Consider the following 25104-nt stretch of genomic DNA (forward strand, 5'->3'; position numbering starts at 1 on the left):
AATCTCGGAACAGGGGGAATTCTAAGCTTTTAGGGAAACAAAATGAGGAACGCATTCTTCAACAAATCAACTTGCGATTAGAAGGCAACCGCTATACTTGCAGTAACTGCGGCATTGTAATTCACCGCTGCTGCCTGACGCATAAATATCTTGTCTTTGCTATCATAAAGTTTTCCTTCCAATCTAACTACTGCATTCGTTACCGGTGCATAATCAATATTTAAAGAATAACCCGTAGTTTTAAATCCATTGGTTGTTCCGGTAGCGATTAACACCCCGTTTTTATCCTCATAATATTCTACACGTCCTGCTACCGCCCAATTTGGATTGAAACGATACTGTGCAATGGCTACTGGCGAAAGGACTTCATTTTTCGCAGATTTCCCTTTTTCTTTTTGCTGTGTGCCATAGTCTAAACCCAGGGTTAAACCAAAATGATCCGTTACTTGGAAAATCCCGTACACATTGTGGTAAAAACGACGAACACGTATGGAGTCCGCACCTTCTGTTCCTAAATAATTACTGTAGTTTACCGTAATTTTATCGGTAGGTTTCCAGGTTAATTGCAGACCCCCGGCAGGCTGAGTATTTTCATGCTGACGGGTGATTCTTTGCCATCCATTCAAATAAAGTACAGCGGCACTGAACTTTCCATCTGCAGTTCCGTAACTGATCTTCGCACCGGTCTCAAAATATGGCGTATTCTCTGAAGAGATATTCCTCGTCAGCACCCAACAGTCTTTTGATATGGCACTTTCAAAACCGATATGTGAAGAAAACACCCCTGCATCGATCCATAAGTTTTGAGTTTTAGAGAGTTTAATTCCTGCATTTGCCTCATAAATATTTTTCAACACCCCTGGCTCAGCAGCAAGGTTAGCATTGGCATAAGAACCAGCCATGATGGCCATATTAGCGCGGACGCTACCATTGTCGTAATTTGCTTTAATAAACCCTAAATTCAGGTTCACTTCATTGCTACGGTTATGAGAATAAATAAAACCCGGTCTGTTGTGATCTGATGGTTTATTGAAATCATAACCATAAGAAGTTTCTACATAACCCGATACTTTAATTTTTGATTCTTCCTGACCGTATGAACAAAGTGCTGTACCTAAAACAGCTGATAATGCTAATAATTTTTTCATTGAAATATTTTTGTTTTTTATCTATTTGAAGCGATCATCAGCCTATTCATGAGGTTTGAAATTTGTATGCTGATGCTGCTTTTCATTTGAATTGAATTTGTGTTTTAAAGGGATTTACCAGGCTCCCTTCCGCCTTTTTTTAAGCATAGTTTTCCCATCGGGCTGCCAAACCTGATGGTTTGGCAAACGCGTTTAGTTTAGGCAGCACAATTGGGAGGGATACTTATTTCTTTAGCTCATCGAGGGCAACATTTAATTTGAGCACGTTTACTTTTGATGGACCGAAGAGACCGAACAATGGGCCTTCTGTGTTTTTCAGCACCAATTCCGCCACAGTTCTGTCGCTGAGTTTACGGTAGGCCGCAACTCTTTTGATCTGCATGATGGCGGCAGTTTCTGAAATATCAGGATCTAAACCACTTCCAGAAGCGGTCACCATATCCGCAGGGATATCCGATTTTTTCAAATAAGGGTGGTATTTTAACAGCGTATCAATTCTTTCTGACACCTGTTTTAAGTAATCGGCATTGGTTGGTCCTTTATTGGAACCTCCAGAACCTGCCGCATTGTAACCTACTGCAGAAGGGCGGCCCCAGAAATATTCTGGTTTAGTGAAGGACTGACCGATGCGTGCATAACCAACCACTTTCCCGTTTTTAAGGACTTTCTCACCACTTCCTGCTCCCGGACTTAATTTCCCGATATAAGCAATGGCAACTGGATAAATGATACAAAGTAGTACCATCAGTACTCCGGTTAATCTTAGTGATTGTATGATGTATTTTTTCATGACAATTTATATTTTAATATTTTATGTAGCGATCTTTTAAAATGCGGCTCAGTATTAAGCCATCAAGGAAATCACCATATCAATTAATTTTATTCCGATAAATGGAGCGATTACTCCTCCTATTCCGTAAATCAACAAGTTGCGACGCAACAAGGCACTAGCCCCAATTGGTTTGTAAGAAACCCCACGTAAAGCAACTGGAATCAACAAAGGAATCACAATCGCATTGAAGATCACGGCAGATAGGATGGCCGTTTCCGGGCTGTGCAAATTCATGATGTTCAAGCTGCGTAAAGCAGGGATAGACACGATGAATAATGCCGGTACGATGGCGAAATATTTTGCCACGTCATTGGCGATAGAGAAGGTGGTTAGCGTTCCTCTGGTGATCAGCAATTGCTTTCCAATTTCAACGATCTCAATCAATTTGGTCGGATCATTGTCCAGATCTACCATGTTACCCGCTTCTTTTGCCGCCTGAGTACCACTGTTCATGGCTACACCCACGTCTGCTTGTGCCAGCGCCGGTGCATCATTGGTACCATCACCCATCATCGCCACCAATTTACCCAAGGCTTGTTCTTCTTTGATATAGTTCATTTTATCCTCAGGCTTCGCCTCCGCAATAAAATCATCTACCCCTGCTTTTTCCGCAATAAACTTGGCTGTTAATGGATTATCACCGGTCACCATTACCGTTTTTACACCCATCTTACGCAGACGTTCGAAACGCTCGCTGATGCCTGGTTTAATGATATCCTGCAATTCAATCACTCCTAATGCCTGTTCATTTTCTGAAACGACCAGTGGCGTACCCCCATTACTGGCGATTCTTTTCACCTGCTCTTCGATGTCCATTGGGAAAGGATTTCCCGCAGCAAGCACGATATTTCTGATCGAATCGAAAGCACCTTTTCTGATGCGCCTACCATCGGGAGTATCCAGACCACTAGACCTGGTTTCTGCTGTAAATTTGATGAATTTAGAACCTTCAGGAGGAGAAGTAATTAATTTAGAATCTTGAGCTGCCGCCAGTTCAATGATCGACTTTCCTTCCGGAGTTTCATCAGCCAAAGAGCTCAATACGCAAGCATCCGTAAAACTTTTAATGATGATCCCTGCAGTTGGGTAGAAATTAGTTGCCTTACGGTTACCAATCGTGATCGTTCCTGTTTTATCCAACAGCAACACATCAATATCACCAGCAGTTTCTACCGCTTTACCTGATTTAGTGATCACATTCGCTCTTAAAGCCCTATCCATTCCCGCGATACCGATAGCCGATAATAAACCACCAATGGTGGTTGGAATCAGACACACAAAAAGTGCGATAAAAGAAGCAATGGTGATTGGTGTATTCGAATAATCAGCGAATGGTTTTAAAGTGATACAGACAATGATGAATACCAGGGTAAAACCGGCTAGCAAGATCGTCAATGCAATCTCATTAGGCGTTTTCTGACGGGAAGCACCTTCCACCAAAGCGATCATTTTATCCAGAAAACTTTCACCTGGGGCGGTACTCACTTGTACTTTAATCCGATCGGAAAGGACTTTTGTACCTCCGGTTACCGATGATTTATCGCCACCTGATTCTCTGATTACAGGAGCAGACTCACCAGTAATTGCTGACTCATCGATGGTGGCAATACCTGAAATGATCTCTCCATCTGTCGGGATCGTATCTCCGGTTTCGCAGAAAAACACATCTCCTTTTTTCAATTGATTAGAAGAGCGAATTTCAATAGTACCATCGCTCAACACTACTTTTGCAGGTGTTTCTTCCCTGGTTTTACGCAAACTATCTGCCTGAGCCTTACCCCTTGCTTCGGCAATCGCCTCTGCAAAGTTGGCGAATAACACGGTTAAAAGGAGTACGAGAAATACGACAAAGTTATATCCGAAAGAACCCTGACTGGAATTACTGATGGAATAGATGGTGACTACCAGCATTACAAATGTTCCAATCTCCACGGTAAACATTACCGGATTGCGAATCATCAAACGCGGATCAAGTTTGATAAATGATTGCCTTAATGCAGTATTCACTAAAGCAGGTTCAAATAATATATTAGATTTATTTTTCATTGGGATCTTATTGTTTTTCAATGGTAATGAAGCTATCGTTGATGGTTTCTTAACATCAAATTGTTTTCCATGCTGATGAAACCATCACCCGCATTACAAATTTTTATTTTATGGATTACCTAATGCTATTCCTACTTGATCATGCTGAAATGTTCCGCTAAAGGACCAAGTGTTAATGCTGGGAAAAAGGCAAGGGCAGCAATAATTACGATCACTACAAATGTCATGACACCAAAGGTTAAAGTATCTGTTTTCAAAGTACCTGCGGATTCAGGAATGTATTTCTTCGAAGCCAGTAAACCAGCGATAGCCACGGGACCGATGATCGGAAGGAAACGTCCGAGCAGCAATACAAAACCGGTCATTACGTTCCAGAACATGTTATTATCACCTAAACCTTCGAATCCAGATCCGTTATTTGCTGCTGCTGAAGTGGTTTCATACAACATTTCAGAGAAGCCATGGAAACCAGGATTATTTAACCAGCTTGCCGGTTTCACCAACCAATCCGCATCCGGGAAGTTGGTTACCGTATAGGCGGCAAGGGCAGTTCCTACCAGGATAATGAAGGGGTGTAAAAGCGCGATGATGGAAGCAATTTTAACCTCCCGGGCTTCAACTTTATGTCCGAGGAATTCCGGTGTTCTACCCACCATCAATCCGGAAATAAACACCGCAATAATGATAAAGATAAAGTAGTTCAATATCCCGACCCCACAACCTCCATAGAAGCAGTTCATCATCATGGCGATCAATTGATACATCCCGGTTAAAGGCATTGCACTATCGTGCATCGAGTTAATTGACCCCGTAGAGATGATCGTGGTTACGGTACTCCAATAGGCGGTTGCGGTAGCTCCAAACCGGACCTCCTTCCCTTCCATGGCTCCTGTGAGCTGACTGACGCCCATTTTGGCAATATTCGGACTGCCTCCGGTTTCGGAGATCACCGTTGGAACGAGCAAGAGCATCATCCCCAAGGTCATGATTCCGAAGATTACCCATGCCATTTTCTTTCTGCGGATAAAATATCCAAAAGCGAAAACCATGGCGATAGGAATGATCACTTGTGAAATCACTTCTACCATATTGCTGAGGTAGTTTGGATTTTCCAATGGATGCGCGCCATTGGCTCCAAACCAGCCACCACCGTTAGTACCTAGATGTTTAATGGCGACGAAACCTGCTGCCGGACCACGGGACACCTGCACCGTATCTCCTTGAAGCGAGATAAACTGATCTTTACCTTCATAACTTGTAGGCGTTCCGTTGAAAGCTAGGATCGTAGCAACAACAATAGAAAGTGGCAATAATAAGCGGGTAATTGAGCAGGTAAAGAATACCCAGAAGTTACCTAAATTAGTGGTTGTTTTATCTCTGAATGCCTTAAATAAGACTACTGCAGCGGCAATACCTGTTGCAGCACTTACAAATTGCAAGAACATAAACACAAAGTGTTGTGTGAAATAGGTTGCTCCGGTTTCCCCTGAATAATGTTGCAGGTTACAGTTGACCACAAAACTAATGATGCTGTTGAAAGCAAGATCTGGTGATTGGCCGAGGTTACCATCTGGATTTAATGGCAGTTTATCCTGGTAGAGTAAGGCGAAAAAACCGTAAACTAACCACACCATATTGATCATCAACAGCGCTTTCATGTGCTGCTTCCAATTCATGGATTCCTCTGGGTTAATTCCGGACAATTTATAGATTCCTTTTTCAAGGGGTTTTAGAAAGTCAGTCCAGACCTTCTCACCTGCAAACATTTTTGCCAGATAAATACCCAAAGGTATTCCGATTAGCAAAGTAATGGCGTAGGTGGCAATAATACCTAGTAATTCAGTGTTCATAACAGTTAATTAAAATTTTTCGGGTTTAATCAGCACGTATACCATGTAGATAAATACTGCGATTGCGATAATGAATAATGCGATCATAATTTTTAGATTTTTTCGAACCAGTCGATTGATTTGTAGAATACCCAAACCATGAGGAGCAGGGCGAGCAGAAGAACGATTGTTAACATAATTTTATTTATTTAAATGCCTATTGCCAATCGACATACCAAAAAACCAGAAAACCTTCTAAACAACTGAAAATCAATAGTTAATTTAACTATATTATTTTACATTAAATAATGGGCATAAAAAAAACCTTCCATTTTGGAAGGGTTCTTTATCATAATGAATGGATCGTATTTTCAGAGTTTAGCTGAGCTTATACTCTTCCATTTTACGGTATAGGGTGGTTAAACCAATCCCAAGCAGCCTGGCGGCTTCCGTTTTATTACCTCTGGTATGCTTGATTACCTTATTGATGTGCTGCTTTTCCATCACCTGCATTTTCATAGAATCCTCTTCCTGCACTTCGGAATGAAACTCATATGGCAAGAGGTTGGCGGTAGCGACATTCCCATCTGCGAGAATCACCACACGCTCCATCACGTTTTTAAGTTCCCGGATGTTTCCTTTCCAAACATGCTTTAGCAGCAGCTCCGTAAAACTTTCGTCCATGGTAAAGTCGGGCTTATTCACTTTTGCCGAAAACTCCTTCAGGTAGTGTTTTGCAATCATTATAATATCCGTTTTCCGCTGCGCGAGATTTGGCAATTCAATAGAAAATACGGAAAGTCGATAGTAAAGATCCAGCCTAAACCTACCTGCATCGGCCTCTTCTTTAAGACCTCTGTTGGTGGCCGCAATGATCCTGACATTCACTTTACTCGTTTGGGTATCCCCTAACTTGATGAAAGTTTGATTTTCCAGGACCCGCAAAAGCTTGGCTTGTAAATCCAGGTTCATTTCCCCGATTTCATCCAGGAACAGCGTTCCCTCATGGGCCTCTTCCAGTAAACCTCGTTTATCTTTGCTGGCACCGGTAAACGCACCTTGTTTGTAACCAAACAGCTCACTTTCCAGCAGTTCCGGGTTAAAACCGCTACAGTTCAGGGCCACAAAAGGTTTGTTTTTCCTGGGACTTTCATAATGAATGGCCTGGGCAAAAACCTCCTTCCCTGTACCTGTTTCTCCGAGTAAAAGTACAGTGGTATCCGTACCGGCCACCTTTTGTGCCAGATCTAGTGCCTCTTTCATGGCTTTCGACTGCCCCAGGATGGAGCTAAAGCTATATTTTTTGCTGATTTTATTTTCCAGTTCAAATACCCTGCGCTGAAGTTTCACTTTATCCATGGCCTTATAAACCAATGGAATGATCTTATCATTATCATCACCCTTAGTGATGTAATCAAACGCACCATTTCTCATGGCCATGACCCCATCGGAGATGGTTCCAAAGGCGGTCAGGTTGATGACTTCTACGTAAGGCTTGATCTTTTTGATTTCTTTTACCAGTTCCACACCATTGAAATCGGGAAGTTTCACATCGCTGATCACGACATTTACATCCTGCATGCTGAGGGTTTTCAACCCTTCCTTTCCAGTATTGGCTTGAAACACCTTAAATCCTTCCAGCTCTATAATCCTTGCCAGAAGGCTACAGATTTTTTTCTCGTCATCTATGATTAGGACGGTGTCTTGCATATCGTTAATTTCAACAATTATAATAATTATCTGACACAACTAGGGTTTTCTTCTGACCGTGGTTGCTAAATAAATTTTCCAGCATCCAGATGTAAGTTACAATTCCAGATCTGATTTCTTCTACATAAATGTATTCATCAGCCGTATGGGATCTGGCAGAGTCGCCGGGACCCATTTTTAGGGAAGGGACTTCCAGCCAGCCCTGATCGGAACTTGTTGGAGAGCAATAGGTCGTTTTTCCAATTTTTTTACCTGCCATCACTAAAGGATGATAGCCGTCAATAAAAGAAGGTTTCATGAGGTTTGGCCTGACTTTAATCTGGCAGTTGGTATGGTTCTGAATCGTTGTTAATATTTCTTTTGGGGTATAGCTATGGTTAAACCTGATGTCTACCGTAAAGTCACATTCTCCAGGCACAATATTGTGCTGCAAACCAGCATGGACTTCGGTCACGGTCATTTTCACCGGACTGGCCAAATCGCCTTCGATGGGAAAGATAAAATCTGAAAACCATTGAATGTCCAGCAGTGCCTTATAAATGGCATTGTCCCCTTCTTCCCTTGCCGCATGGCCAGGTTTACCGAAACTGGTACAGTCCAACACCATAGATCCTTTCTCTGCTACGGCCATTTCCATTTGTGTAGGTTCCCCTACAATAGCAAAAGCAATGTTATGGAGCTCTGGCAGCACACTTTTCAGACCATACTCCCCAGAAGTCTCTTCTTCTGCTGTTGCAGCCAGACACAAATTATACGGCATATTTTCAAATTCATGAAAATGCAGGAATGTAGCGATCAATGACACCAAACATCCGCCGGCATCGTTACTCCCCAATCCATAAAGTTTTCCTTCCTGGATAAAAGGAAGAAAAGGATTGAAATGATACGCTTTGGTTGGCCTTACCGTATCGTGGTGAGAATTCAACAACAAGGTCGGCTTTGCAGGATCGAAGTACTTATTATAACACCAGATGTTATTGCGCTTACGAAACGTAAAAACATGATGTTGCTGCAGGAAAGCTTCAATCAGGTCTGCAGTATCATTTTCTTCGCCACTGAAAGAAGGTGTGGCAATCATTTTTTTTAACAAGTCCAGCGGATCTTCACTTAAAGTATAAAGGTCAGGCATTTTACCTGAACTGGTTTCTGAATGGGCATTCATAGTTAATTTCATAATCGATAATTGTAATTAAACAACCGTTTTTTATAGGGACAATTTGAATTAAGAGGAGAGCTTTGTTTTAGAGAAATATCGCTGATAAGATTCCACAGGGAGCTGTAATTCTGCAATATGATTTAGTTTTTCAGGATCGAACAACATGGCCGTACACAGGCAATTACATTTCTTCTTACCTTCTAACACGTCGTAATTGACGCAGCTTTTGCAACCTTCCCAGAAATTTGGATCATGGGTAATCTCTGCAAAAGTGACTGGCTCAAAGCCCAGTTGTGTATTCATCTTCATGATGGCCATTCCGGAAGTAATGCTAAATACTTTTGCATTTGGGTATTTTCTTCTGGAGATTCTGAACACCCTGTCCTTAATGGCTCTGGCGACGCCAGATTTTCTGAATTTTGGAGCAACAATCAGTCCGGAGTTAGAAATAAACTGGTCATTTTCCCAGGTTTCAAAATAGCCAAATCCTACCCATTCTCCGCTACTGGTGACTGCAATTACCGCTTTTTCGTCCCTCATTTTCTGCGCAAGAGATTCTGGCGTTCTTTTTGAAATACCCGATCCGCGGGCAATCGCTGAAGATGCTGTTTCCTGAATTATTTCGTCTACGTATTTTATATCATTTATGGTAGCAATACGCACAAAGATCATTGGATTTTCCATTAGTATTCTAATTTTACCGAAGCCCTGTTCAAAGCCGATGCCTAAGTCAGAAAAACCAACGAAACTGGGTTTTATCGTTGATTAAGACGGCAATATTAATTTCATGACGTTGTTGTTACAATTGTAGACCTTACCAAAATGAAAGGGTTAATTTCATTTTAGTTACCTTTACCAAAATTCAATTTTTAAAAATTATGAAGCTAAACTTTTCCCTTCCCACTTCGTTTCTCTTTGCGCTCGCTCTCTTCGTTTCTTCCTGTCAAGACAGTAAAAAACTACCCATTCTCGGGCCTAGAGAAGCCGTAACGGTAAAAAATTCGGATGGATCAATGGGTGTGGATACGGTTTATAAAACCATTCCCGCTTTTAGTTTCCTAAATCAGGATAGCGTTTTGGTTACGAATGATACCTTCAAAGACAAGATCTATATTGCTGATTTCTTCTTTACATCCTGTACTACGATTTGTCCGACGATGCACAGAAATATGAAAACGATTTTTGAGGAATATAAAGACAATCCGGAAGTGATGTTTTTATCACATACCATCGACTTCAAATATGATACGCCTTCTGTCTTAAAGAAATATGCTCAAAAGCTAGGTGTTGACGGTCCGAAATGGCAATTTGTACACGGATCAAAAGATAGTGTCTATAAAATTGCAGAAAAAGACTATTTGGTAGCCGTAATGGAAGACAGCACCAATAGAGATGGTTACATTCACCAGGGATGGTTGATGTTGATCGACAAAAATAAACGTTTGCGTGGTGCTTATGATGGTACTGACGACAAACAGGTAGCACAGCTTAAGAAAGATGTGGCCATTTTACTTGCTGAAGATAAAAAATAACCATGCGCAAACTACTCATCGCAATTCCAGTACTCTTCACCTTCATGATGATGATTTACTCCTGCCAAAGTGCAGATCAGGTAAAACAGGACATGTATTATACCAATGGAAGGGATTATTACATCAAGTATTGCCAGAACTGTCATGGCGCGAAAGGCGAAGGATTAGGTTCCCTTGCTCCCCCACTTACGGATACGGTATTCCTTAAAGAGAATAGAAATAAGCTGGTTTGTTTCATCAAAAATGGAATGAGCGAACCTATAACCATTCATGGAAAGAAATACCAGGAGAAAATGCCTGACTTCCAGACTTTGGCTAACATAGACATTGCGAGGATTGTGGTATATATCACCAACTCTTTTGGCAATAAACAAGGCATGTATACTGCAGAGCAGGCTGCCGAAGATCTTAAGAAATGTAAATAGAAAATCAGGCCGAATCTTCTAATTTTCATTTAGAGGATTCAGCCTTTTTGCATTTACCTATTCTACCTTTATTTCCAAGGTGGTATTCACTGGGTTTCCCGGATTTAAATTTTGAATTGATATTTTATAATAACCAGGCACATCACTGGTATAAAAATCCAGGGTACCAAGCCCCTTGTTCAACGAAACGTTGGGTGCATAATAAATCAGGCTCCTTTGGTCCGGCAATCTCCGGTTAATGGCTTGCTGTGGCGAGAATGGAACACGTGAAAGCTGTATGCCATGGAAAGCATGTACGCTGACATAAGATTCAAGCGGATATCCATCCAAATCACCTTTGTAAGTCTGCAAACTCACAATCCCGCTAACTTTGAGCTGGTTATAAAAATAATTACGCGCCACTACAGCTCCTTTTTTAACCTTTAAAGGATCGAAATTAAAGAACTTGTTGAAGTTAAAAACAGGTACCCCATCGAGCATAACGAAGGGATCAACTTCGAAAAACTTTGGAACGATCAGGCCTTTATTCAGCGTAAAAAGATGAAGTCCATCCTGTTGTTTACGAACCATCACATGGGGCACATATTCCCTGAATACTTCCTCCATCGTCGTAAACCGGGTATAATCATCCAGATTAAACTGATCTTCAGCCTTTCCGAAAAATGGGATCGTATCGATTGGCGCAACATCAAGATCCTGATTTAAACTGTCCAGGTAATAGGCCTCCTGCAACTGCAAGGTTTTATGACGTTGTCTGATATCCGCCATTAAATCAGGATCAATGCGCAGCTTTGGAATACTTTCTTGATCCGCCACCTGATGTGCATAGAATGGGCTATAAATCTCTATTTTCAGCGTACTATCCTGGACTGAAGGCTGAACGATTAAATCCATATTTCCACTTAACAAAGGGATTTCCAAATCAATGTTTCCATCCTGATCACTTTCCAGTGTATAAAGCCGAACATGTTTGCCAGGAATTGTTATAAATATGGGGACGTTTGGGATCGGTTCTCCGGCCTTGCTCAGCACTTTACCTTTGATCAAGGGCCCATTAATTTCCGGCGGAAACTTGAACGATGCCGTATTCTTTTCGAAGACCTTTTCCCAGGGAATGGTTGCTTTACCATAGAGCGCCAGCATGGTGTTCATATCGGAAACTGAAGCCCCTGATAAATTCCTATTCCATAGAATAGGTGCCTCAGCGTTAAAATGAGACTGAAGCAGTGTGGAACTGCTCCTATCCCATCCCGAAAGTTTGTCGGTTTTTATCGCTGTGACCATGAAGTTACTGGATGAAGTATCTTTCGTTTCCAGATTGACAGCAACCTTTTCCCGTTTATGAAAAACGGTTTTGGTTAGTTTGGCGGATATTTCTGCAGCATTGCGTTCAGGTTGAACATAATAGAATTGCTGATTAACCACCTTAAAATCTTTATCGAGGATGGTTAGCTCATTTACGCCAGGATGGAGTTCCTGATGTTGAATCTGAAAATCAAGCTTATTGCCGATCGGTTTGTTGCTTTGAGAAAGAAGCAGCGCTCCATTATTCACCAGAACCAGGTGATAATCTAAAATTGGCAGCGCATCCACACTTAGCAAAGTAGCGGTTAAAATCGAACTGTCTTTTTTCAAATGAAACACATTTCCATGATCCTTTACCGGAGGCAATGGAATCACGGAATCCAAAGGATAAGTGATCCTGGCGAAATACTTCCTATTTTTCTCGGGTGTAAACTTAAAAGCGTTTATTCCGTATGAATTGGGTTTCAATATTGCAATGGTATCGTTTTTATCGGATAAAATGTATCCTTTAAAAAGCGGACTTTGCCATAAATCCCCATTCACACCATAGGCCAGGGTTGTTTCCAGACCAACAACCAGCTCATTATGATTTGGCACAAAACGAAAGACTTTCAGTGGATCAAGAGTTTTTGAAATGGCCGGAAGCGGTTGATATGAATTGATCAATACGATTTGCTTCCTAAAAAAGCAGTCTTCCCCGAAATTTTTCATCCAATTTGTGTAAGCACAAATGGTGTAATTACCGGTAGGTAAATCTGTCGGCAACTGTAGATAACCCGCTGCTGTTCCGTTTTTCATACCTATCTTTTCTTGAAAAACGGGTTTATGATGGGCATCCAAAATTTCAACATAAACGATTTTACTTAGATCCTGAATATCAGCCTGCACTACCATTGCTGGAAGTAGCTGTATCCAGATCGTTTCTCCGGCGAGGTAAAGCTCCCTATCGGTCTGGATCAATAACCGGGGCTGGTAATCACGGCTCAAATAATCCCGGAGTGATTGTTGAATATTTAGGGCTTGCTGCGCATGAACATAACCCACAATCAGCATAAAAACCCAGGAGGCAAACAATTGCTTTTTCATGTGTACAAATTTTAAGAATACTGATTAATATGGCCAAAAAGCCGGTTTTTGATTTGAGCCACCACGGGTGGTACATTCGATACAATTCTTGTTTGTCAAATACCCAAGACCTCTCATTTCATTATCTTCATGGTAGACCGGATACGCCCCTTCCTGACCAAAAATCTTTGCAAATCCAGCTTTTGAGTAATTCCGGATGGTATCTGCCAAACTACAATTGTCCTGATATTGCCAACTAAGCGGGCGTTCAATGAACTGTCTTTTTGTACTTTCTGTGGATGCGGAGATAAATCCAATCACCGGTTCATCAGGATTATTGATACAGAAAATATTACCTTTTATTTCCGTAGGTAAAGGGCTAAAAATCCCTCCCAATTGTTCGGTCACTTTTTTCAGATTGAAGTAATAATCATAGGCTTCTTTGGTTAATGCGTATTGTTTTAAATAAAAGCTATAACCAATACCCAGCTCAATACTTCCGTAGGACAGGGATCTTAAAGGAAACTGATTTATTTCATCGATCCCAAGTTTAGCTGTACTGGCGATTAAAATGGCTGTGTTCTGGTCTTTTTGCCAACATCGATACATTTTTATCCAATCCTCATAATCATTAGGAACTAGGGTTGAATCCACGGGATTATATTTCAGAAATGCCCTGAATTGAGAATTGTACTCATAAGTACTGTCATATATCCAACGGTAATACCGTGTTTTGTTTGCAGGATCGTGTGTATTTACGTAGATCTGCAGGCCAAAATCATTGGTATAGTAACCAATACGGTCGATTGCAGGAGCTATGCTCAGCGGAATAAAGCTAGAAGCATATTCCGATTTATTCTTCGTGCTTATTTTTAACCTGCACATTCCTCCTGTTGGAACGACGATGTCCTTTGCGTAATAATTTCCTGGTTGATCTTCTACAAAAGAAAAACTAGCCCCATTTTCTAGTTCCACAGTGACCAATGCGCCAGTTTCGAGGATGGGTTTTGCAGTTTCAGAAAGGCCGAACGTTCGTGAAAGCATCATATGGGTGGTATTGCCTGCACCGGGCACAATAATGCCATCTACCACCAGGAAGTTTACGTTGCCTCCTTCAATATGAGGGCTGAATTTATCTTTACACTTGCAAAAAAATAAGCTGCAAAGCATTGCTGAGATCAGAAAGTATAGATTTTTTTGCATGATTTAGAATTTAAAATTATAGGTAGCAAAGGGAATAGCGGCACCAAAAATGGAAAGTTTGTAACCATTTACTTTACCATCTTCAGCTACAAAGTAGACGGAATAGGGATTTCTTCGCCCGGTTAGGTTATAGATTCCAAGCGTAAAACTACTGTGTGCTAGTTTTTTCACTTTGTGATTGCCTTCAATGTTCATAGAGATATCTGTCCTAAAATAATCAGGTATGCGATAGGCATTTCTATCTGTATATAACATCCGGTAAGAACCACCATAGTAATAGCGGGCTATTGGGTAAGTAATGGGCCTTCCTGTACTATAATTTGAGGTTAAGGAGATACTGAAACGATGTGAGAATTTATAATTGCTAATGAAGTTGAGCACATGTGGCTTGTCATAATCTGCCGGAAAATAATTCCCATTATTTACAGGTAATGGAACCAATGGATCATCCATTTTCAAGAACGTTCTGGAATAGGTATAACTCATCCAACCCGTTAATTTTCCTGCTGTTTTTTTGATTAACAACTCCACACCATAAGCTTTGCCTCTGGCATTTGCGATGTCTGTTTCCAGGTGTGCATTTAATAGCAACTCAGCGCCATTCTTATAAGTGATCGCATTTTGAATACGCTTATAGTAGGCTTCTACAGAAGTTTCAATACTGTTATCGCGGAAATTTTTATAAATACCAATCGCATATTGATCCCCAATTTGCGGCCGTATATAGTTATCGCTGAGCTTCCAGGTATCCATTGGACTAATGGCGGTCGTATTACTCAGCATATGGATATTTTGCCTTGTTCTATTGTAAGCCAATTTGATACTCGCGTCTGAGGATAAAGTATACCGCAGAGATAACCTTGGCTCTAAGCCTATGTAGGTTTTGATATTTCCTGTTTTTAAAATACTATCTGTTAGGGTCGTTATACTTCTTGGTGCCTCAGGAATGTATTCGTAAATGGTCTGGGGGCCATTATAATTAAATACACTCAAACGTATGCCCACATTCAATGATAAATTGGAGGTCATGGTATAGGTATCGCTTAGGTAAGCAGCGCTTTCCAAACCCTGCTCCTGTTCCACCCTTTTTGGTATGACCTGCCCTTTACCCACTGGAAAAAAATCACCCGGATTTAAATGATAGGAGATCGCAGAAAGACCGGCTTCGAATTTGTGCTTTTCATTGGGCAGATAAGTAAAATCTACTTTCCCATGATACTGAAGGACATCAAATTTAAACTTGTAGTCATTGATATGATTATTATTACTTTCCAAAGAAAAGTTGTAACTGTCGTATCCGGCAGTGAATATGCTATAAAGACGGTTATGGAAGATGTGTTTCCACTTCATCACGGCATTTGCATTGCCATATTTATACAGCGTATCCCCATCTAATTTAAAACGATCCGCGCTTAAATAACCAGAAAAATAAAGACTGTTTTTCTCATTCGCATCATGGCTTATCCTCAGATTTAGATCATAAAAACCACCTTTGCTACGCTTATATTTTTCATCATCCAATAAATTAAGCACCCAATTTGAATAGGTACTACGACCACCAGCGATGAAAGTAGTTTTCTTCCCTATTGGCCCTTCAAAGGTCAGGTGCCCACTCAACGGGCCAATACCGCCGGAGCCTGAAAATTTGTTGTGATTGCCTTCCCGCGTTACGACTTCTAGTACGGAGGAAAGCCGGCCTCCATACTTTACCGGAATGCTACTTTTATACAACTCTGCGTCTTTTACCACATCGGGATTGAATCCAGAAAAGAACCCAAAGAAATGAGAAGGATTAAAAATGGTAGCCCCATCATATAGTACCAGGTTTTGATCTACCGCGCCACCTCTAACATTAAGACCAGTACTTCCTTCCCCAACGCTGGTTACTCCCGGCAGGTTTAAGATCACCCTGATAATATCTGCTTCACCAAGTAAAGCCGGTAATTGCTTCACCGTCTTAATGTTCAGTTTTTGCATACCAACAACCGTTGATCGAACATTTGAAGATTTTTCACCAGCAATATTTACCACGTTCAATGCCATGATATAATCGGTCATATAAATATTTATCTTGCCATCAGCATACAAGTTCAATTGTCGTTTGGTATCTGTGAGTCCAATATATTTGAACTGAAGTATTTGCTTTCCTTTTGGTAAAGTGATCGAGAAATATCCGTATTGATCGGTGATGGCGCGTATTTTAACACCCAGCATGGAAATGGATACCCCACTGATGCCTTCTCCGGTTTTATGATGTTTTACATAGCCAGCCACAGTGGCATTACCTGCACCAAAGGTGTTTGTTTTAATCCCAATATCATATATTTTATGCTCCTCATAACTCGATTGAAGCGATGAAATGCCTGCCACATTGCGGACTGGTTTAGCCCTAACTTTTCGAGGAAAAATATCATTTTTTGCAGCTGTAAATGTTGACTTTTCGCCGAGGGCAAAAGAAATAATGGCACTGCTACTCAGGTAAATATGATGCTCATCAATACTATAGTAAATGCCCGTATTTTGAAACACTTCCTCCAAAACTTTTGCAAGTGTTTCATTTTTAACGTTCATCGTGACATAGAAACTATCAATTTTTTGTTCATCAAAGTAAAAGAAGCAATTTGTCTGCTGTTCAATAGCCTGAACAAACTGTTGGATACTTGCGCTATCCAGTGATAAAGTGATTTTCTTGTCCAATAGCTTTTCTTGAGCTATCCCCTTAAGCGGGGCGAGAAAGACCATTAAGGTCAATAGGTATTTCATATCCATCTTTTTACTTGTTTATAAATTCGGCAATCAGTGGAAGTGCTGAGGCGGGGGACGCTTTGATGAGCAGCGCATTGCTGGATATGAACTTTTTTATTTCGTTTTTCTGCTCCGGGAATATCTTATATAAAGACTTTTCATTTTTAACGGGATAGAATTCGTTATTATTTTCAATATAATATCTCGGAGATTTCTCTTCAATCATATGGAATAAGGAGTTGCCCTGCACCACGTCGGAGTTGTATATTTTTTTATGTCTGCAAAGGACCCTGGTTTTGCCTTTGTGTATGACTTGGTAATAACCAGCCTGGATATTTTTCCCTATCGGCATATTGATAAAATTATAATTGCCGATTGAAAATTCCGTCAGTTGGGATTTCCTCATTAAGACTTCGGATGCTAAGTCGAGGTACAAGATGATGACTTCATCAAGTATGAGGTCGTATTTAATCGAGACATCCTGATACATTCTGCCATTGTATACTAAGGTTCCGACTTTACAATGTGGATCTATAAAAAATGGATGTTTTGCCTCGTAAATACCTTCAGGAAGGTATCTTGTATAGGCTATACTGTTGTACAAAGATGGATTAGTCACTTCCTTGTATTGGCCATAAACCTCCGTTTGAACACTGGTTTGACCAAAACCCTGCAGGGCAATAAAAAGTAAGAGGAGGAAATTTAAAAAGGTTTTCAACTTCCCTGGGACAGCATTAATTTCTTTCTCAATCATAGTGTTTAGGTTTTTATGACACAAGAAATGGGCGGTATGGTTTCAAAACCATCATTTAGGTATTAATGAAGCTCAATTGTTTTTTTTTTTTGGGGGGGGATTAAAATGCGATCAGAAAGGGAATCAATTTAACGCGATTGCGTCCGCATAAAACTTATTTTCAGGCGAGAAGATTTCATCACCTAGGTTCGATGAAACCGAAGCAACACCGCTAATCGAATATATGTATTTTTAATAAAAAAACACACATTTACTCCTAATAAGAGATTAATCCATAAAAAACAAGAACATCCTGTTCAACGCTCTTCCATCAATACGCTTATTAACCAGTAATTAACCTACTCTTACCCTAAATTGGCAAGCAAATTTTCCAGCTATACACTTACTACTGTTTTGCTATTGTTTTGCTCAAGCAACATCAGAGCAAAACAATAGCAAAAGAAGAGCAAAACAAAAGCAAAACAGATAGCGGATTTAAAGGCCTGGAATTACGGTCAAATCAAGGTATAATTTCATTGATTTTCTTTCTTTTTAAAATCAAGCGGACACACTAACCTCCTGATTTCCAAAAATCAGTCAAATCCAGCGGGCAACATTTATTTCCCTTAAGTATCTTTTTTATCTCTCAACTAAACACAACCTAAAGTGATGCTGTTCAAGCAAGAGGACCGGAATTAGAAATTATACCGACTATGGTTTTACACCACCTGAAACCGTTGTGTCGTCCAAGTCCCCTGGTAATCTTTTATGGCGTTATTATAAGAAAACATATAGTGTAAATACCTACACACTTTTAACGAACTGATTGCTAAAGGAATCCCTTATACCAAATAAACGCCGTTTTTTTATATCTTTGTCGCACAAAAAATGCAAGCTGTTCTATCGCTGCGATTTATCGGAGAGGAAAGTCCGGGCAACACAGAGCATCCCGCTTCCTAACGGGAAGAGGCTTAGGAATGAATACCTGAGTTATGGAAAGTGCCGCAGAAAACATACCGCCGATGGCTTTTAAGCACAGGTAAGGTTGAAAACGTGAGGTAAGAGCTCACGAGTATTCCGGGCAACCGGATTGCTGGTAAACCCCGGGAGTTGAAAGACCAAATAGGCTAACGCATGTAGGGCTGCTCGTCCGATGTTAGTGGGTAGGTCGTTAGAGATAAATGGTGACATTTATACTGGATTAATGGTAGAAACTCTGAGCAATCAGTTTACAGAACCCGGCTTATAGGCTTGCATTTTTTTGTTTACTCCCCTGGCTTGAAAAGGATAAAAAACGAACCTTTATCCTGGATGACAAAACAAGCTAAATCCTATGAAATAAAACAAGTACAGCTGCATCGTAAGCGTTAAAAGTGTTTTTATTCAAATGAAAATAATATATTCGTATTCCTAATAAAATTGATGAGCAATATCTATGGCAAAATTATTAATAATTGATGATGAACGCGCAATAAGGAGCACACTTCGTGAAATCCTAGAGTATGAAAATTATGATGTAGAAGATATTGATAATGGTGTTGATGGTTTAGATCTGATTAAGAAAAAGAAATTTGATCTGGTTTTATGCGACATTAAGATGAACAAAATGGACGGAATGGAAGTGCTGGAACAGGCACAAGCTTATAGCCCGGACCTTCCTTTCATCATGATCTCTGGCCACGGAACCGTGGAAACAGCGATTGAAGCCAGCAAAAAAGGAGCCTTTGATTTTATCTCTAAACCACCTGATTTAAACAGATTATTAATTACAGTAAGAAATGCGCTGGACAGGGGCACTTTGGTGACAGAAACTAAAGTCCTGAAAAGAAAAGCCAGCAAAACAAGAGATATATTAGGTAGTTCCGAAAGTATTGGAAAAATCAAAGAAACGATTGAACGCGTTGCCCCTACTGATGCCAGAGTACTGATTACTGGTGCCAATGGTAGTGGTAAAGAACTTGTCGCACGCTGGTTACACGAAAAGTCTAACCGTGCAGATAGCCCTTTAATTGAAGTTAACTGTGCTGCAATCCCTTCTGAACTGATCGAAAGTGAATTATTTGGACATGAAAAAGGATCTTTTACTTCTGCTGTAAAACAACGCATTGGTAAATTCGAGCTGGCAAATGGTGGTACCTTATTCCTGGATGAGATTGGCGATATGAGTCTTTCTGCTCAGGCTAAAGTATTGCGTGCCTTACAAGAGCACAAAATCAGTCGTGTGGGTGGCGAAAAGGAACTGGAAGTAAACGTAAGGGTACTTGCAGCGACCAATAAAGATCTTTTGAAAGAAATAGAGGATGGTAATTTCCGTATGGATTTATACCACCGCTTAAACGTAATCAACATCCACGTTCCTCATTTAACAGAGCGTATTGAAGACATTCCGGAGATCGCACAGCACTTCCTGGAAGAAATCTGTAAAGAATATGGCATGCCGGTTAAAAAGATCGGTGATGCAGCTATGCTAGCGTTACAAGCCTTACCCTGGACTGGAAACGTGCGCGAGTTACACAACATGATCGAACGTTTAATTATCCTGAGTGATAAAGCCATTACAGAACAAGATGTAGCCGCTTTTGCAAACCCTGGTGGGGGCACAAATATCGGTGCTGCGCATGCTACTGCTGTCGGTCAGCAAGCTGCACGCAGTTTAAGTCAGAACTATGACAGCTTTAATAATTTCCAGGATTATAAAGATCATGCTGAAAAGGAATTCATCAAATTCAAACTAGAGAAGAACAACTGGAACGTGTCTAAGACCGCTGACGACATTGACATTCAACGTAGTCATCTTTACAGTAAGATTGAGAAATTCGGACTAAAAAGAACCGCAGAATAAGTTTTATAAACAGCCAGCGACCTTCATCAGGAGCTGGCTGTTTTTTATTCCATATAATCAGCCTGTCGGGCTAATAATCTTCGATATTTATTAAAGATGGTAGTCTTTGAGACGAAGCCAAGATAGCGGTCTTCTTCTGTCAGCACGGGCAAGGCCCAGACATTCTCTTTTTCCATCTTCTGCATCACTAACCTCATTGGATCATTGATATGAACCGTATCTGGAGCCTCCTCGATTAAATCATTGGCTGTTACTTCCAAATGATCCACATGGTTGATTCCTTTTTTCAGCAATTCTTCCAAATAGATCAAGCCTTTAAAACTCTGGTCTTCCTGAGCAACTACTGGAAAAACACTTCTTTTAGATTGCAGAATCTCCGTTAGGCGGTCAGTAATCAAATCATCCTGATTTAAAATCAGGTAATCTTTTTCTACCAGATATCTCAACTTCATCATGTTCAACACCGTGGAATCTTTGTCTTCATAAGACAACAACTCCCCTTTTTCCGCCAATGGTTTCGTATAGATCGAGTATTTATGCTTACTGCGATTGATCAGGTAAGAAATCGCAGAAACAATCATTAAAGGCACCATTAATACATAACCACCAGTAATTTCTGCGATCAGGAAGATCCCGGTCAGCGGTGCGTGCATAATGGCACTTAAAGAACCAGCCATGCCGGCCACGATAAAATTGGCCACATTGAGTTGCGCAATACCTAGCGTATTCACAGCAAAGGCGAGCATAAAACCCATCAGCCCCCCCATAATTAAGCTAGGTGCAAAGATTCCACCGTTTCCACCAGCACTTAAAGTAATCAGCGTTGCTGCAGATTTGGCAAAAAGCGTGGCTAAAGTAAAGATCAACACCAACCATGGCAGGTGGCTATACTCAGAAAAGATACTGTTGCTAACTACTACAGAATAGTTTCCACCCAACAGATTTTTAATCGTGATGTATCCCTCTCCATATAAGGTAGGGAATAAAAACACCAGTAAACCCAACATTAATCCACCTAGAACCACCTTCTTATAAGGATGTTGAATCTTATAAAACGAGCGCTTTATAAAAGCGCTTACTTTGGTAAAATAGATGGAAAAGAAGCCGATGAACACGGCAAGAATCACATAGTAAATCAGGGCATCCATTTTCCAGCCTTCGGTCACTAAGAAGAACAGCTGTTCATTGTAAAACAACCTGGCCACTACCGCTGCTGTGGCCGAAGCCAGCAACAAGGGAATAAAGGCAGGAATACTGAATTCTGGGAGCAGAATCTCTACAGCGAACACAATCCCCGCAATTGGACTATTAAACGCTCCTGCGATCCCCGCAGCAGCTCCACAAGCCAAAAGCATGGTCGTTTCCTTGTAGGACAAGCCCAGGAAACGGCCAACAACAGATCCGATTCCTGCGCCACTGGTTACAATGGGCGCTTCCAGGCCTGTAGAACCACCAAAGCCTACCGTTAAGGCGGCAGTGATGATTTGAGAATAAATATTATGCGGTTCTACCTTACTTGATTTTCTGGAGATGGTGTACAGCAAAGGGGTTAATCCGGTTTCAAATTTCCCTCTTCTAATGAATCGTCTGACATACATGACCGACAATAAGATCCCGATAAAGGGGAAAAAGAAGAAGAGGTAATACTTGTATTGCCAATGAAACCCTGTTTGCAGGAAATCCTCAATATGGTGCGTAATGGCTTTCAGCAAAGAAGCTGCAAGTCCGGCAAGGACCCCAACAATCAATGCTGCAATTACCAAAAAGTTCCTGTTTGAGATTTTAGTCTTCCGGTATTGGTTAATTCTGTCTACATAATTTACCATCCGTACATACATATCTTACTGTTTAAGCGTCAAATTTATCAAGTAGTTTGATCAGGGTTGCAAAATCCTTAGGATATGGTGCATCAATTACGATATCATTACCGTCTAATCCTTTAAACACCAAATGTCTGGCATGTAAAGCAAAACGTTTCATGATCGGAAGCTCTTCATCATCTTTAGCAATGCGGTAACCTTTTTTCATGGTCGATAAGAAGACCGGTTTTCCACGGTACATATCATCACCGGCGATTGCTGCGCGCTGAGTAGCCAAATGGATCCTGATCTGGTGCATGCGGCCAGTAATTGGCTTACATTCTACCAGGGTATAATGGCGGTAATTTTTTATGGAATTAAAAATGGTTTCTGCACGTTTACCCTCTTTTCTGTCGATGGTAACGCTCTTATTCCCGTCGTTAAGGATGGGAAGGTCGATAAACAGCTCGTTAAAAGTAAACTGTCCGTCTACCACAGCATGGTATACTTTGTTTACTTTACGTTTTTCAAATTGCATCGCAACGTTGCGATAAGCATCAGGAGTTTTTGCGATGATAATCGCGCCTGAGGTTTCTTTGTCTAAACGATGACATACCTGTGCATCAGCAGAATACTGCTTTGCCAAACGTAATATATTGACCTCGCCTGATCCGCCGCGCTCATCCAGCGAGGCTACAAATGGAGGTTTATTTACGACGATATAATCATCGTTTTCGAATAGGATAAGATCTTTAAAAGAAGGATATTTCAATACAGTGGATTTAATACTGCACAAAAATACTAAGAAAGTTCGAATTTATAGCCTACACCCTTTACAGTTGCCACATAAGTCTCGCCTAATTTCTCACGAAGTTTACGGATATGCACGTCAATTGTACGGTTGGTAACCACCACTGAATCTTCCCAAATGTTTTTAAGGATGGACTCTCTCGTGTATACTTTTCCCGGTTTAGAGGCCAATAGGTACAATAATTCGAATTCTTTTTTGGCTAAGACCACTTTTTGTCCGCCCTGAAATACCAGGTAAGCTTCTCTGTCAATTACCAGATCGCCGATTTCTACTTTATTATCAGAAACCTCATCTGCGCTTGAATTTCTTCTTAATATGGCATTAATTCTACTCACTAAGGCACGTGGTTTAATCGGTTTGGCGATATAATCATCCGCACCAACATTAAATCCGGCAATCTCTGAGTACTCTTCACTTCTGGCGGTTAGGAACACCATGAAGGTATTTTTAAACTCTGGAATGGCACGCATTAACCTGCAAGCCTCTATCCCATCCATTTTAGGCATCATGATGTCAAGGATGATCAAATCAGGATGAACCTTCTTTGCTACCGTAATTCCTTCTTGGCCATTACTAGCCAAAAAAACCTGATATCCTTCTTTTTTCAAGTTGTACTCGATCAATTCAAGGATATCAGGTTCATCATCAACAATTAGTATCTTTTGTTTTACGGTGCTCATAGCTTTAAATATTTGTTACGAAATTAGGTAATCAATTATAATATACCGTTAAACCCAAGTTAACAAATTGTTAAGTAACTCCAGTGTGTTAACACGGATTTAGGATTATTTTAAGGTTTTATTTAAGAAAGCATCCAACTCTTCCCCACGTAGATTCTTCGCAATGATTTTTCCGTTAGGGTCTAATAAAAAGGAACTTGGGATCGCTTCGATCTCATACATTCTCACTACCGGACCGTCAAAATCTTTCAATTCACCAGCATGAGTCCATGTTAAATGATCTGCATCAATGGCACCTTTCCAGGCAGCAGCGTCTTTATCCAATGAAATTCCAAGCACTGTAAAGTTCTTATCTTTGTAAGTATTGTAAGCTTTTACCAGGTTTGGATTCTCCTCGCGACAAGGTCTGCACCAGGAAGCCCAGAAATCAATCAGCACATATTTACCTTTAAAGTCTGACAATTTCACTGGTTTACCATCAATACCGGCAATGGTAAAGTCTGGTGCTTGTTGTCCTACTGACAAAGATTTTAGCTTAGACATTTTGCTTACAAACTCCGCTACTGCAGGGTTGTCACTGAAATTGCTTTTGATTTTATCTGAGTAATCCACCATTTCCTTCTCAAATTCAGCAGGATTTAGCAAGTTGATCGCATAAAAACCAGCCAATGAATTGCTGTTTTCCTGAGCAAATTTCAATACTGCCTTATTTAATCCATTGATTTCTTCCATGTATTTAGGTTTGAATTGCTCCATGATCGCCTCTCTTTTAGCAGGCTGTGCAGCTGAAGCTTCTTCAAATTGAGATTGGATAGCGCCAAGCTTCTGCATATATTGGTTTTTAACCGTATTCAGTTCTTGTAACTTATCCGCTTCTTCCGCACCAGATGTAGTATATCCTAAGTTTTTGTCTTGTAAATCAGCAGCGATTTTAATGTCGTCTCCATTCTTGGCAATGATCATATATTCTTTCTGGCCAGCAGAGATTCTAAAGAAATCTACGCCTGGTGTGCTGTGTGAGAATTTAAACTCTCCTTTTTCAGAAAACACGGTTGAATCCAAAGGAAGTACATTTTCTTTTTGTAAACCATATAAGTAAACTTTACTTTGAGGCGTTGCATTTTTAAATTCTCCGGTGATGGTAAACTTACTTTTATCTTTACATGCAGTAAATGCAAAACAGATCAATAACAGATATCCGAGTTTTTTCATTTGTATATATTTGTTTTTAACGGTTATGAAG

19 protein-coding genes and 1 other RNA gene are annotated in these 25104 nt (G+C 40.6%); 4 read left to right on the top strand and 16 right to left on the bottom strand.

The features are described 5' to 3' along the window. Positions 1-77 precede the first annotated feature (77 nt). From GM920_RS16505 to GM920_RS16540, 8 genes are all read right to left on the bottom strand, one after another. Positions 78-1148, bottom strand: a complete 1071-nt coding sequence (locus GM920_RS16505) for a porin (protein WP_182959519.1) — start codon at positions 1146-1148, stop codon at positions 78-80. 223 nt (positions 1149-1371) lie between these two features. Next, on the bottom strand, positions 1372-1938 hold the full coding sequence (locus GM920_RS16510) for a K(+)-transporting ATPase subunit C (protein WP_182959520.1): 567 nt from the start codon (positions 1936-1938) through the stop codon (positions 1372-1374). 54 nt (positions 1939-1992) lie between these two features. Further along, positions 1993-4026, bottom strand: coding sequence for a potassium-transporting ATPase subunit KdpB (gene kdpB, locus GM920_RS16515; RefSeq protein WP_182959521.1), 2034 nt, complete (start codon positions 4024-4026; stop codon positions 1993-1995). Positions 4027-4157: 131 nt separating this feature from the next. Beyond that, complete coding sequence (gene kdpA / locus GM920_RS16520; RefSeq protein ID WP_182959523.1) at positions 4158-5876, bottom strand: potassium-transporting ATPase subunit KdpA; 1719 nt, start codon at positions 5874-5876, stop codon at positions 4158-4160. 9 nt (positions 5877-5885) lie between these two features. After that, on the bottom strand, positions 5886-5963 hold the full coding sequence (gene kdpF / locus GM920_RS16525; RefSeq protein ID WP_082461871.1) for a K(+)-transporting ATPase subunit F: 78 nt from the start codon (positions 5961-5963) through the stop codon (positions 5886-5888). Positions 5964-6233: 270 nt separating this feature from the next. After that, a complete protein-coding gene (locus GM920_RS16530) occupies positions 6234-7565 on the bottom strand; it encodes a sigma-54-dependent transcriptional regulator (protein WP_182959525.1) in 1332 nt (443 codons plus the stop codon). Between the two features lie 10 nt (positions 7566-7575). Further along, positions 7576-8739: a M20/M25/M40 family metallo-hydrolase gene (locus GM920_RS16535; RefSeq protein WP_317171554.1), complete on the bottom strand. Its 1164-nt coding sequence runs from the start codon at positions 8737-8739 to the stop codon at positions 7576-7578. A 48-nt stretch (positions 8740-8787) separates the two neighbouring features. Then, positions 8788-9405 carry a GNAT family N-acetyltransferase gene (locus GM920_RS16540; protein WP_182959527.1) on the bottom strand — a complete coding sequence of 206 codons (618 nt, stop codon included), beginning with the start codon at positions 9403-9405 and terminating at the stop codon, positions 8788-8790. Between the two features lie 194 nt (positions 9406-9599). Here GM920_RS16540 and GM920_RS16545 point away from each other — a divergent pair, with 194 nt between their 5' ends. Together GM920_RS16545 and GM920_RS16550 are read left to right on the top strand one after the other, a co-directional pair. Then, the gene (locus tag GM920_RS16545; RefSeq protein ID WP_182959528.1) at positions 9600-10253 is read left to right on the top strand and encodes an SCO family protein; all 654 of its coding nucleotides are present in this window, start codon (positions 9600-9602) and stop codon (positions 10251-10253) included. 2 nt (positions 10254-10255) lie between these two features. Then, positions 10256-10678, top strand: a complete 423-nt coding sequence (locus GM920_RS16550; protein ID WP_182959530.1) for a c-type cytochrome — start codon at positions 10256-10258, stop codon at positions 10676-10678. A 57-nt stretch (positions 10679-10735) separates the two neighbouring features. On the opposite strand, the gene GM920_RS16555 is transcribed toward GM920_RS16550, so the two are convergent. From GM920_RS16555 to GM920_RS16570, 4 genes are read right to left on the bottom strand one after another with little or no spacing between them, the layout of a single operon-like run. Beyond that, the gene (locus GM920_RS16555) at positions 10736-13069 is read right to left on the bottom strand and encodes an MG2 domain-containing protein (protein WP_182959532.1); all 2334 of its coding nucleotides are present in this window, start codon (positions 13067-13069) and stop codon (positions 10736-10738) included. Between the two features lie 24 nt (positions 13070-13093). Beyond that, positions 13094-14251, bottom strand: a complete 1158-nt coding sequence (locus tag GM920_RS16560; protein ID WP_182959534.1) for a DUF4249 domain-containing protein — start codon at positions 14249-14251, stop codon at positions 13094-13096. 3 nt (positions 14252-14254) lie between these two features. Further along, positions 14255-17014, bottom strand: coding sequence for a TonB-dependent receptor (locus GM920_RS16565; protein WP_182959536.1), 2760 nt, complete (start codon positions 17012-17014; stop codon positions 14255-14257). A 10-nt stretch (positions 17015-17024) separates the two neighbouring features. Further along, entirely contained in the window at positions 17025-17750 is a 726-nt protein-coding gene (locus tag GM920_RS16570) for a hypothetical protein (protein WP_182959538.1), read from the bottom strand. A gap of 866 nt (positions 17751-18616) precedes the next feature. Here GM920_RS16570 and rnpB point away from each other — a divergent pair. Together rnpB and GM920_RS16580 are read left to right on the top strand one after the other, a co-directional pair. Next, an RNA gene (gene rnpB, locus GM920_RS16575) (RNase P RNA component class A) lies at positions 18617-18991 on the top strand. 173 nt (positions 18992-19164) lie between these two features. Further along, positions 19165-20571 (top strand): sigma-54-dependent transcriptional regulator, encoded by a 1407-nt coding sequence (locus GM920_RS16580; RefSeq protein WP_182959540.1) that lies wholly within the window; start codon positions 19165-19167, stop codon positions 20569-20571. Positions 20572-20615: 44 nt separating this feature from the next. Here GM920_RS16580 and GM920_RS16585 read toward each other — a convergent pair whose 3' ends face one another. The 4 genes from GM920_RS16585 to GM920_RS16600 all read right to left on the bottom strand — a co-directional run bounded on the left by GM920_RS16585 (position 20616) and on the right by GM920_RS16600 (position 25073). After that, a complete protein-coding gene (locus tag GM920_RS16585; protein ID WP_182959542.1) occupies positions 20616-22409 on the bottom strand; it encodes a chloride channel protein in 1794 nt (597 codons plus the stop codon). A 10-nt stretch (positions 22410-22419) separates the two neighbouring features. Continuing rightward, complete coding sequence (locus tag GM920_RS16590) at positions 22420-23142, bottom strand: RluA family pseudouridine synthase (RefSeq protein WP_182959544.1); 723 nt, start codon at positions 23140-23142, stop codon at positions 22420-22422. Positions 23143-23171: 29 nt separating this feature from the next. Continuing rightward, positions 23172-23861 carry a response regulator transcription factor gene (locus GM920_RS16595; protein ID WP_062549537.1) on the bottom strand — a complete coding sequence of 230 codons (690 nt, stop codon included), beginning with the start codon at positions 23859-23861 and terminating at the stop codon, positions 23172-23174. Between the two features lie 105 nt (positions 23862-23966). Next, positions 23967-25073, bottom strand: a complete 1107-nt coding sequence (locus GM920_RS16600) for a TlpA disulfide reductase family protein (protein WP_182959546.1) — start codon at positions 25071-25073, stop codon at positions 23967-23969. Positions 25074-25104: the final 31 nt, after the last annotated feature.

Source organism: Pedobacter gandavensis, from assembly GCF_014172405.1.
Lineage (GTDB): Bacteria > Bacteroidota > Bacteroidia > Sphingobacteriales > Sphingobacteriaceae > Pedobacter > Pedobacter gandavensis.

Excerpts from the sequence above, each read along its gene's own strand:
- GM920_RS16505 (WP_182959519.1), bottom strand. The coding sequence starts at position 1,148 with ATGAAAAAATTATTAGCATTATCAGCTGTTTTAGGTACAGCACTTTGT.
- GM920_RS16510 (WP_182959520.1), bottom strand. The coding sequence starts at position 1,938 with ATGAAAAAATACATCATACAATCACTAAGATTAACCGGAGTACTGATG.
- kdpB (WP_182959521.1), bottom strand. The coding sequence starts at position 4,026 with ATGAAAAATAAATCTAATATATTATTTGAACCTGCTTTAGTGAATACT.
- kdpA (WP_182959523.1), bottom strand. The coding sequence starts at position 5,876 with ATGAACACTGAATTACTAGGTATTATTGCCACCTACGCCATTACTTTG.
- kdpF (WP_082461871.1), bottom strand. The coding sequence starts at position 5,963 with ATGATCGCATTATTCATTATCGCAATCGCAGTATTTATCTACATGGTA.
- GM920_RS16530 (WP_182959525.1), bottom strand. The coding sequence starts at position 7,565 with ATGCAAGACACCGTCCTAATCATAGATGACGAGAAAAAAATCTGTAGC.
- GM920_RS16535 (WP_317171554.1), bottom strand. The coding sequence starts at position 8,739 with ATGAAATTAACTATGAATGCCCATTCAGAAACCAGTTCAGGTAAAATG.
- GM920_RS16540 (WP_182959527.1), bottom strand. The coding sequence starts at position 9,405 with ATGGAAAATCCAATGATCTTTGTGCGTATTGCTACCATAAATGATATA.
- GM920_RS16545 (WP_182959528.1), top strand. The coding sequence starts at position 9,600 with ATGAAGCTAAACTTTTCCCTTCCCACTTCGTTTCTCTTTGCGCTCGCT.
- GM920_RS16550 (WP_182959530.1), top strand. The coding sequence starts at position 10,256 with ATGCGCAAACTACTCATCGCAATTCCAGTACTCTTCACCTTCATGATG.
- GM920_RS16555 (WP_182959532.1), bottom strand. The coding sequence starts at position 13,069 with ATGAAAAAGCAATTGTTTGCCTCCTGGGTTTTTATGCTGATTGTGGGT.
- GM920_RS16560 (WP_182959534.1), bottom strand. The coding sequence starts at position 14,251 with ATGCAAAAAAATCTATACTTTCTGATCTCAGCAATGCTTTGCAGCTTA.
- GM920_RS16565 (WP_182959536.1), bottom strand. The coding sequence starts at position 17,014 with ATGAAATACCTATTGACCTTAATGGTCTTTCTCGCCCCGCTTAAGGGG.
- GM920_RS16570 (WP_182959538.1), bottom strand. The coding sequence starts at position 17,750 with ATGATTGAGAAAGAAATTAATGCTGTCCCAGGGAAGTTGAAAACCTTT.
- GM920_RS16580 (WP_182959540.1), top strand. The coding sequence starts at position 19,165 with ATGGCAAAATTATTAATAATTGATGATGAACGCGCAATAAGGAGCACA.
- GM920_RS16585 (WP_182959542.1), bottom strand. The coding sequence starts at position 22,409 with ATGTATGTACGGATGGTAAATTATGTAGACAGAATTAACCAATACCGG.
- GM920_RS16595 (WP_062549537.1), bottom strand. The coding sequence starts at position 23,861 with ATGAGCACCGTAAAACAAAAGATACTAATTGTTGATGATGAACCTGAT.
- GM920_RS16600 (WP_182959546.1), bottom strand. The coding sequence starts at position 25,073 with ATGAAAAAACTCGGATATCTGTTATTGATCTGTTTTGCATTTACTGCA.